Source organism: Marinobacter sp. UBA5687, from assembly GCF_002420325.1.
In the GTDB taxonomy this organism is placed as follows: domain Bacteria; phylum Pseudomonadota; class Gammaproteobacteria; order Pseudomonadales; family Oleiphilaceae; genus Marinobacter; species Marinobacter nauticus.
On record NZ_DIHV01000136.1, the window covers coordinates 1 to 10,264 of the forward strand.

The following is a 10,264-nucleotide window of genomic DNA, read 5'->3' on the forward strand; positions in this document are numbered from 1 at the left end:
GAACCGGGAATGGCTGCTCACCGCCATCACCCACACCGGCAAACAGCCCCAGGCTCTGGAAGAAGAGGGTGGCAGCGAGCCCACCCGCTATCACAACACCTTCAGCGCCATCCCGGCCGACAAAACCTGGCGCCCCCTGTGTAATCACAAACCCGTGATGGACGGCCCCCAGATGGCTCTGGTCACTGGCCCGGACGGGGAAGAAATCCACTGCGACCAGTACGGCCGGGTGAAAGTACGATTCCCGTGGGATAGATACTCAAAGAACGACGAACACAGCAGCGCCTGGTTGCGCGTGGCCCAGGGCTGGGCCGGCGGCCAATACGGCTTCATGGCCCTGCCCAGAATCGGCCACGAGGTCATCGTCAGCTTTCTGGACGGCGACCCGGACCAGCCCATCATCACCGGAAGAACCTATCACGCCACCAACACACCGCCGTACGCGCTGCCGGAGCACAAAACCCGCACCACCCTGAAGACCAAAACCCACAAGGGTGAGGGCAGCAACGAGCTACGCTTTGAAGACGAAGCGGGCGAAGAACAGATCTACGTGCACGCCCAGAAAGACCTGGACCTGCTCACCGAACACAACCGCACGGAAGTCATCAAGAACGACAGCCACCTGACGGTGGAGAACAACCGCTTCAGCCACACCAAAGGCAACCGCCATCACACCGTGGATGGCGAAAAGCGCGAGCAAACCGGCAAAGACCACAGCTTCAATGTCACCGGTACTCTGCACCTGAAAGCCGGCACCGCCTGGCTCAGTAATTCCGGTACCGAGCTGCACATCAAAGCCGGCCAGAAAGCCGTCATCGAAGCCGGCGCCGAAATCACTCTGAAAGCCGGTGGCAGTTTCGTGAAGATCGATCCCAGCGGCGTGGCCATGGGAGGCGCAAGTATCAAGATGAACGCCGGTGGGGCTGCAGGGAAAGGCAGTGGGCAGAAGGTGCAGGTGCCGGAGATACCGGGGTTGGTGGATGCCGGTGGTGCGTATACCGAGCCTGCTGCGCTGGCCACGGTCGGCCAGAGAACCAATGCGCAACCGGATGCCCAGATTCGCGCGCTGCAGGAAGGCAAAGCCCTGACCTCTGTTTGCCAGTCAGGAGAGAGCACATCGGGAGATGGGTCCGATGTTTGATGTTTTCGACGCACCTTCACAAACCAGCGCTCAGCTTCAGGACATGCATTTCAATTATGTCCTGATTGATGGCAGCAAACGCGCAGAGGCGGAACGCTGGCTGTACGAGCTTGTTGACACTCCGGACTATCGCAATCTGTTTGATGGCACTGAATGGGCATCGATTCGCGATGTTGCACCGTTGCTGGTGCGTACCGAACGGGGCCACCCGTTGTTGGAACAACTGTCTCTGGAAGGCAAAGCACAAGAGTGGGGTTACGCGATCGCCAGCGATGAATCGTTGGACGCGTTAGCTGATCATCTACGCCGGTTTGTCACGGTACGCCACCCCTTGGGCTACAACGTCATGTTGCGGTTCGCCGACCCCACCGTCGCAAGGGTCCTGCTGGCTTCTTCCGGTGATGGTGGGGTGCCCGAATACTGGTCTCCGTATACTGCGGTAAAACTCCCGGACGCCTTATGGGATGGCTGGCACCTTCAGATACGCCCGGACTGGTTACCGGAGGTTGGCGTTGGACGGAACGTGGAGAGTAGTGCGTCATTTCGACTGGGAGAACTCACCCTCAGCGGTTTAACGGACACTGATCGACGCGCAACGTTGGTCAAATTGATGCAGCACCTTGAGACCTATTTCCCGAGTAGAGTGGCGTCAAACCTAAGGCAGGCTTTGATAAAGGATATTCGGACCATCATGGAGCAGGCGTTGGCCAATGGCTATGAATCGCTACAGGCCTTGCTCCACTGGTGTACCGTATACGGTTATCTGGGAGAGCTGTCGCTATGGGATACAGCAGCCCCTGGCATTTATGACCTTTTTCATCGGTGGCCAGGAACGGCCGCAGAAGCCCAGGCCAGAGAAGCGGCGATGATCGCCATGTCCTCTGCTGGAACCCAAGTGCAAGGAGAGCCGATTCATGGGTAAGCAACTTACTAACCCCATAGCAGCCGCCGACCGCGCAAGCCTGGCAAGCACCACGGCTCAAGGCGCCTGCCCTTTGACCCGTGCGGATATTCAGTTGATCCCGGTACGATACGCTTATGCCGATGAGGCGGCGGAACACCCCTCATTGGAGCCGCGGTTCAACCTCGAATTTCAGCCGATTGGCATTCGCCAGATACGGGATGGCTACCTCTACCTGTTCCATTCGGATGCGCCTGACATTCTGCATGAATACGAAGTCAAAGACGGCGGCGCGGTCACCAAGCGTTTATGGCAAGGTAATGAAGCCTCTCAGGATCAGCGTACAGGAATCCCCGATACACCGGCTATCGTGGTGCCGCGCCGTGGGCATGTCGATTTGTTTTTCTCGGCCACTCAGCTGACCGCGAAAAAGTGCAGCATGCTTATTCGCTGGGAAGATTACCGTAAACAGGTGATGCAGCGAGTGAGCTTGTCGGGTTACTGCCCCATCAACGGCAAGCCCCAGTTGTTGAGCCAGGCAAGTCTGGAATCGCTACTGACCCACCCGGACACTCAAACCGTGCCCATGGATGGGAAAACCCATTTACCCTCCTGGTACTGGACCCAAAATACGCTGGATACCGGCTCTGAGCCGTTCGCCCATCGATTGGCGGCTTATGATCTGGACCATGCGTATCTCGTGGTTGATGATTTTATGGGCCACATTGACGACCTGTTGGATGCCTGGGCCATTGTGGATACCAACCATAACGCATGGTTAGAGGCAGAGGACGCGAAATACTATCCTGCGCGCTTCATCAGCGATCTGATTCGATTGGATGACGACCGAGTCGCTGAGTTGGCCCGCGCGTTTTCGGAGCAGGTCGAAGATGAAGATGCCAAGGCATTGTTTGAAAAAGTTGCTGTGGGGAGCCGCGACCAACATGTCCAGTTGAAGGAACTGATCGAAGACTTCCCGGAGTATCAGCAAAGCGCCCGAAAAGTCGCCGGCCCCAGCACCTATAGCTATATGCCGTCCGACCATGAGCGGGTCACCAGAGTGCGTAACGCAGCTGACGCGCTGGCAACAGACATGGGACTGTCGCAGCGCGAATTGTTCAGTATCGTCGAGTCCATGTCGGACTATCAGTCCAACCTTGTTGACGGCTCCGATTTTGGTGGCGAGCAAGGTATTTCGGATCTGGTCAAGCTTGATGACATGAATGCCTATCTGGAACAGGCTCAGCAACACCTGTCGAAATTCTCCGAAGAGAAACGACGGATAGTCACGGATATCCAATCTTTGTTGGCCACTTTCTACCTTCATGGTCATCTGTATGACCGGAACAGGGAAGACAGCTACATGGCGTTGCTGAAGATGGACAACGGTCTGATTGCAGTGCTCACGGAGTGGGCACAAGCATCGGGTGATTTTTCATTCCTGAAGCAATTCTACTTTGAGGAGATCGGGCATCAGCATCTGATCTCGCTGGATCTGAAACCCGAGATCATCCCCGGCACGTTAAAAGATGTAATTGACGGCCTGAAATCCATTATGGACGCCAAGCAAGCTCCGGCGGCATACAAGGAATGGGTTCAGCTGGTTGAGCGGAGCCCTCATTTGCAATTTCCATCTCTTTCAGAGGGCGCTGCCGCACAACTCAGCCACCATTTGGCCCAGCTCAACATTGCCGGGCGATTGGCGGTATTCGAGTTGGTTCAAGCGGCGGATGCCGCCGATTTGCATGGCCGTCTAAGGCAAGTGTTTGAGCGCATGGATCCTGGCCTGCGGGCCCACGTCTTCGAGAACCAGAGGCTGTACCAGATTGATCTGGAGATTGCCGATGCTGACAGCCTTACCAGGCATGAATCTCTCGTGAAGGAAATCGAACGGCTGGCCAAATTGCGTGAGGAGGTTTTGGAGCAGGAAAACCGCCTTCAGCAGCGGCATAGCGAGGCCAGTACCCGAGACCGTCGCCGATATAAACGAGAGTACGACGAACAGATCCGAGCCATCCGAGCTCAAAAGCAAGATCTGACCAATCAGCTCCGTGAGCGAGGTTTTCAACTAATGGATACGTCCCCGGTTGAGGGGGATAACCACAGCGGAGCTCTCCTGATTGCTGGGTTGACCAGGACCGCCTACGGCCGTGCCGTGCAATCTGAAGTTGATGAACTGAAGCGCTTGAGAGAGCGGGGTGGGCTTACCCGCATGATGGATTATGGTCGGGGCATACTGACCCCTGGGCAGGACAAGTTGGATCTGCCAAAACGCATTGGCGGCATGGGATTGGTGTCGTTTATGGGATTGGTTGGGGCAGTTGGCGCTTGGGATGCGTTTAGTAAATGGCAAAAAGATAAAACCTTCGACAACTTCCTGCCTATGTTTGGTGGCGTAACGGGTACAATCGGGGCGGCTGCCAGTATTTTGACGATCGTCGGCAGTGCCCGCCTGAATTATTACTACCAGGCCATCTCCCAGGCGGATGAGGTTCTGATGCGGTTGGCCCGGGTGAATGTATGGGGCGGCACGATTGCCGCTTGGGCTGGGTTCTTTTCAGCGCTAGCCGATGGCGCCAAGCAATTTCTTGAATTAATTAGTCCCAAGAGCGATAACGGTGTTCGTGTTGGGAGTGGAATTACTCTTGCTGGCGATACATTGCTCACTGTGGGAAGCTGGCGAATGGCTCGAACCGGATCAGCCGGCATCTATCACGTCCTCCGCAAGACCTCTGCGGACATCACTTGGAAATCGGTCAATCGGGGGATGTTGTCACTGGCCGGTGGTTTGTTCCGGGGGTTGAACGTTTACCTGTGGATAGGCACCGCCCTAGTCTGTATTGGTAACTGGGTAAAAAGTTATTTCAAGCGAACGGACGTGCAGCGCTGGTGTGAGCAGAGTACCTGGGGCAATGACGCTAAAGGTTGGGATACGGATCAGCAACGCCACGAACTGGCCAAGGCCATCTACCGGCCAAACTTGTTGGTGAAGGCGGAACAGGCTGCTCTGGATGGGCGCACGAGCTACTGCGCATTCCGGATCGAATTACCGGGACTGAGTTTGCTGGAAGCGGATAACATGGAATGGGCGATCCTGCGGCAGGAAGGGACGGCTTGGGAGCCAGACCACGACTACTGGAATCAGGCCATTACTACTAATAGCATGGGCGCGGCGGGCGTTGCCCTTGAATTGTCCCTGACCGGAGCTGACCTGGATGCGGTCGATGGATTCTATTTGGCTTTTCGCTACAAGGCTGCAAACTCCCCCAACTGGTTGCCAGAGACAGACGAGGCGTACCATTACAAGCTGACCTTGCACGAGCAGGGTAATTTACCGATGGTAGGCGCTAACGAAACGAAAGAGTGGCAGCCGATAACACCGCTGGATGGGCCCGACACTCGATTGACCCCGTTGATCATCAACTACCATGCCCCGGTAAACTACCCCATTAAGTCCTGACTATGACCAAAGCTAACGAAAGCCCATCATCAACTCAAACATCGCCTGAGCCCGACTGGGAAGTCGGAGCGCGCCGAACCACTAAAGATGGTCGGTTACTGGCTCTGAGTCCGGAGCCGGCAACGACAGGTGAAAGGGCGGTAGACGTCAATGCTTGGATTCGACGGAAAACCGAGGGCTGGCTGGATTTGCAGCATGGCAACCTGTTGTTTGGGGCCGAATTTGCGTTGATGTTTTTAAGCCTATTTATCTTAATGATGCTGTTCGCTACGGCTATCACAGTTGATGCCTATCTCCAGGATGGGCAAATGACATGGATTCCGTACAGTGTTGTGGGGGGGATGAACATGTTAATCACGGTCCCTTGGGGTCTTTACATGCATTTCCTGGGTAACAAAGCCGTGAAAGAAACGCCTCCGGTGAGACTGAACCGGCATCGCCGGGAAGTGGCCATGCCGCGCTGGACGGGAGGAAAGGAATACAAACTGCCATTTTGGAATGAAAGTGCAGAAGGATGGGCTTATGTGACGGTTGTATTCACCATTGTCGCTGTTTTTGCGCCATTTATGTTGGAGGATGCGACAAAAGAGTATCGCAATACGATAATAATGTGGGCCTTGGCTGTGCTTGCAATAGAGCTTTTAGTTATCGGCACCTACCTCTTCTTCGCCCTCCGCTTGAAGAAAAAACACGACCCCAAACTCGTCTACGAAATCTACCCGTGGGAGAAACTGGTCGCCTACATCGAAACCCGCCAGGACATCGGCCCCGGCCTGATGGCTACACACACAGTGCTCACCCTGGCGATTCCGAAACCCAACGATCCGGAATCGGCCCTGGCCGCTGCCAGCATCAACGTCGGCCATGAAGCAGCCGGCCTGGCCCAGTGGGAGTGTATTCGCCAGTTTATGGAAAACGGCCCCGAGGCCTGCCCGGATCCGAAAGAGGACGAAACCCTGGCCCACTACAAAGCCAAGTGCAGACAAGCCCGCAAAGAGATGTCCCTGTTGCCCTGGCTGAGCAAGAAGGTGGGCGACTGGTTCTTCCAGCGTTACCTGGCTCACATCATCACCGAACGCCGCATCAAGACCCTGGCCCTGAAGAGCCTGCCCGAGGAACTGAAAGCCTGGTCCGCGCCTTTGCCAAAAGAGCAATGGGCCAAGCCATCCGAGGCACTACAGCGTCTGAATCAGCAACTCACTCGTGCTTACGAGCGTGGCCTGAAGTTTACCCAGATGGGACCAGTGTCTGAATGGCAGGCGGGGCGCGAGGGAAAACAGCCACTAAAGCGAAGGACAGGTCGTTTCCGAGCCTGATTGTCTTATTGATTAATGGGCTGCTGTCGGATGCGGGAACCGATTGTTATCAGATGAAGGCGGCGCGCTGACTGAAACTGTCAAGCACTTACCTGGTTAATGGATTGACCAACATGCATTCGACGTATACCAAGCTTCCCGTTGTTAGACATGACGTGTACCGGAAAGACCGGGCATTAATGTACCAAACGGCTGGACTGCTGTTCGCTACGATCTGCGGTCTCGCCTACTGGTTTTACCTGGATACCTCATCAGTCGTACCGGCAATCATCTTTATTATCTTCACGAGCTTTGTTTTTTGGGGGTATCTGCGGCTGGATTTCGGAAACATCAATCACATGGTTGAAGTGACTCCTCAATTCTTGCGAGTCGATGACTGCCCGTTAAAGGAAATCGCCTGGCGGGATATTGCTCAACTTAAACTGGAAAAGCGTTCCAGTTCGCAGGGCGCCCGATCTGCGCTACTGATTATCTATTTGAAGGACGGACACAATTACCGTCTCCCGAAGCCTGGCAGATTCATATCGAAACAGCGCAGGGATGGTGGCATTGTTGCCACCAACCTTTACAACTACGAGGGCGACTACAATGAGATTTTTGAGCAACTTTGCGTGGCGAAAGAGGGCGGGCAATTTGTTCGGTGGCCATCGGATCAGGTCGGGTCAATTGGTCAGGGGGATCCGTCAATCGATACATGTTCAGTCTTGGTAAACAAGCAGGCTTGATATTTTGAATTGCGGAGCGGATTCAACAAACAATTCGGATCAATACTATGGACCTGCAGCCTATCGTCCGCAGTCGATTCCTGACCAGCCCGTTCAGCAACAGAATTCGAATCACTCGACGCCGGGTCGCTCGGCTGGCTTTAGACTGCCTTGGGGTACCACGCAGGATTTGATGCCGTCAAACCTATTTGCTCGTTGGCGACCAGAGGCTCTTCGGAGAATTGAAGAGAGAGAAGATCTGCTTGCTGAAGCTGGTGACCAGGGACAGCTGGATCATGAGAGTATTTGCTATGCACCTTTAGCTTTCCGATCAAAAGTGGTTAACGCGTTTGAGCTTTACGGAAAAGCGTTCTTTTGGGTGAGTTTACCTCTTGGGCTTGTTACTTACCTGATGCATATTTACCTCACTGATTCATCTTTTGTGGCCGCCCTAAACGATGTTTGGCCGTTTATCATTGCCTTGAGCGGCATACCAGCAGCTATGTGGCTATCCTCCACCGTCGCTTTTACATTCTTTCCTCGTTGGTGCGTGAAAGCCGGGCGCGGTCCTGAATGGGAACTTAACCGTCGAACGGGAGTGGTTCGTATTTGGCACTATAGACGCAGAATTCCGTTGTTCTGGAACTATCAGGAGACCGTCACTGAGACTCCGTTTTATGAATTTGATGGCTGGGTGGCCGGCGGTGCGACACAGTATGGGCCCAGGTTTGACTTCATCTTGTGTCACCGATACAGCAAGCTCAAGGTTCATATCGGAGACATCCTGTTAGGTTGGCACCAATCTCCTCGTCCATGCTACGCACTCTGGGATTTCCTCCAAAACTATATGGATGTGACGCAGCCATTACCTGAATTCCCAGTGCTGGAGCCCCATCGACACAAGGATCCTGTGACCGCCGAACATGATAGAGAGGCGGGCCGTCCGGAACGTTATTGGCGGGACATGGATGACAAAACCTTCCAACAAAAAGAGGACGAGATGCTTGGTCGGGTTCTGCGCATCAACACCGAACAACGCCCAAACTTGATGGCCAGGAAAGTGCGATATGCGCACATGACGCCGGAAGATATGTTGGCCTATGGCCGTGGTTCACGACAATCTCGTCAGCGTCGAGCAAAATCCGGATTGAAGAAAGAGCCCATCCGGAGTGTTCCTTCAGATTAGTAAGTGGCGGTTTCCAAGCCTGCGTATCACGTTGCGCAACAAGAACTATATGGATATGAGCCTACACTCACCCCGGGAGGAATTTAATGTCTCTGAGCCCGGATTCAAAGGCCGTAGCAAACTCGCGGGTTCCACCTTGACGAGTTATTACTGCTCCTATGCTTATCGCCCTGACGCGATTCCCGAGCAAAGCAATCAAACTCAGGAACTAAACCGAACCGGATTAGATCGCTCAGCCAGCTTACGTTTGCCGTGGGGTAATACCCGAGAAGTAATGCCGCCCACCTTTATTTCAAGAGACCCGCCCAAGAAGTTGCGGCGACTGGAGAAAAAAGAGGATCTGGCAGAGAAGTACGGACTTCACGTTGAGAATAATCATGAGTGCTTCCGGCATGCACCATTGGCTTTTCAGGCGCGCTTTTTCGACATGATGAGTATTGCGGGTAAGATTTGGGCATACATTGTTTCTCCCGGATATTTGATAACATTGATTTTGATATCGCCGTTGTTCACGTCCATTAGTAGAAACTATTCCGAGTACATACAAAGTCTTGGTTTATTTGAATTTATCATGCTGGGAGGTGGCTGGATTCTCATTTTGATCGCAGATCTGGTCTTCCGCCTCTTCCCGACATGGCTTTTACGGAATGGCCGAGGCCCCGAATGGGAATTCAACCGTCGCACCGGCATGATCAAGGTCTGGCAATACCCGAAAAAGTTTCCTTTTCTTCCCAGAAAGCCTCCGGTAGTGGTTGAAAAACCTTTCTACGAGTTCGATGCCTGGTGCTGTGCGAGGGTGGACCGTTTCGGTAGTTTGTTTGATCTGATGCTCTCTCACCGATACAGCAAACTTGATGTTACCGTTGGCGATCTTCTCGGCGCCCATGGCAGCCCCACCATGTGTTACGCCTACTGGGATTTCATCCAGAACTACATGGACATTACCAGGCCGCTGCCGGAACTGCCCTTACTGGAGCAGTATCGACACCTTGACCCGACCACCGCAGAGCACGACCAGGCGACGGGCCGTCCGTCACGTTACTGGCGGGATATGGATGATAAAACCTTCAAGCAGAAAGTGGACGACATGTTTACCGATGTCTCCATCATCGATACCACACGCAGGCCCGACCTGATGGCGGAAAAGCTGAGTTATGCGTCCTGACTTGTGAACCGGGGGCGGCCATGGCCAACCAGGTAGGACGGCGCTTGTGACTACCCGGTCAAAGTTCCCAAATCCATCATCGGGTAGACTACTCCTTCGAAAGTTGTCCAAAGCATTATTCGAAAAGGAATTCAGTTATGATACGCAAGCTTCTCATCTCTTTATTTCTGCTATCCCTTGGTCCGTTTTCTCACGCTGCCGTCTATCAGTGGACAGATGCCAACGGTCAGACCCATTTCGGCGATCGCCCCCCGGCGAAGGCCAGTTCCAAGGAGGTGCGCGTCAATGCAGCGCCGGCCCAGGCTGATGCCACAGCCCGTGACCGGCAGCAGAAAATGACGGAGTTCCTGGAACAGCAACAGAAGGAGCGGGAGGAGCGTCAGGCCAAAGA

At 54.2% G+C, this 10,264-nt stretch carries 8 protein-coding genes; all 8 read left to right on the top strand.

Annotated features, from left to right (window positions below; translation table 11 throughout):
* On the top strand, nt 1-1,141 hold a 1,141-nt coding region (locus B3Y70_RS15150), incomplete at its 5' end, for a type VI secretion system Vgr family protein (RefSeq protein WP_288590030.1).
* Nucleotides 1,134-2,063 carry a DUF4123 domain-containing protein gene (locus B3Y70_RS15155; protein ID WP_278350950.1) on the top strand — a complete coding sequence of 310 codons (930 nt, stop codon included), beginning with the start codon at nt 1,134-1,136 and terminating at the stop codon, nt 2,061-2,063. The genes B3Y70_RS15150 and B3Y70_RS15155, both read left to right, overlap by 8 nt.
* Nucleotides 2,056-5,502: a toxin VasX gene (locus tag B3Y70_RS15160; RefSeq protein ID WP_288590031.1), complete on the top strand. Its 3,447-nt coding sequence runs from the start codon at nt 2,056-2,058 to the stop codon at nt 5,500-5,502. Before B3Y70_RS15155 ends, B3Y70_RS15160 begins: the two co-directional genes overlap by 8 nt.
* Before the next feature lie 2 nt (nt 5,503-5,504).
* Nucleotides 5,505-6,818 (top strand): hypothetical protein, encoded by a 1,314-nt coding sequence (locus B3Y70_RS15165; RefSeq protein WP_278350952.1) that lies wholly within the window; start codon nt 5,505-5,507, stop codon nt 6,816-6,818.
* Nucleotides 6,819-6,931: 113 nt separating this feature from the next.
* Nucleotides 6,932-7,543: a hypothetical protein gene (locus B3Y70_RS15170; RefSeq protein ID WP_288590032.1), complete on the top strand. Its 612-nt coding sequence runs from the start codon at nt 6,932-6,934 to the stop codon at nt 7,541-7,543.
* A gap of 172 nt (nt 7,544-7,715) precedes the next feature.
* Nucleotides 7,716-8,708 carry a hypothetical protein gene (locus tag B3Y70_RS15175; protein WP_278350954.1) on the top strand — a complete coding sequence of 331 codons (993 nt, stop codon included), beginning with the start codon at nt 7,716-7,718 and terminating at the stop codon, nt 8,706-8,708.
* A complete protein-coding gene (locus tag B3Y70_RS15180; protein ID WP_288590034.1) occupies nt 8,692-9,873 on the top strand; it encodes a hypothetical protein in 1,182 nt (393 codons plus the stop codon). Before B3Y70_RS15175 ends, B3Y70_RS15180 begins: the two co-directional genes overlap by 17 nt.
* A gap of 137 nt (nt 9,874-10,010) precedes the next feature.
* A partial coding sequence (locus B3Y70_RS15185; RefSeq protein WP_288590036.1) for a DUF4124 domain-containing protein occupies nt 10,011-10,264 on the top strand: 254 nt, incomplete at its 3' end.

Bases quoted from the DNA above. Each gene is read 5' to 3' on its own strand.
- B3Y70_RS15155 (WP_278350950.1), top strand. From the start codon at position 1,134: ATGTTTGATGTTTTCGACGCACCTTCACAAACCAGCGCTCAGCTTCAG.
- B3Y70_RS15160 (WP_288590031.1), top strand. From the start codon at position 2,056: ATGGGTAAGCAACTTACTAACCCCATAGCAGCCGCCGACCGCGCAAGC.
- B3Y70_RS15175 (WP_278350954.1), top strand. From the start codon at position 7,716: ATGCCGTCAAACCTATTTGCTCGTTGGCGACCAGAGGCTCTTCGGAGA.
- B3Y70_RS15170 (WP_288590032.1), top strand. From the start codon at position 6,932: ATGCATTCGACGTATACCAAGCTTCCCGTTGTTAGACATGACGTGTAC.
- B3Y70_RS15165 (WP_278350952.1), top strand. From the start codon at position 5,505: ATGACCAAAGCTAACGAAAGCCCATCATCAACTCAAACATCGCCTGAG.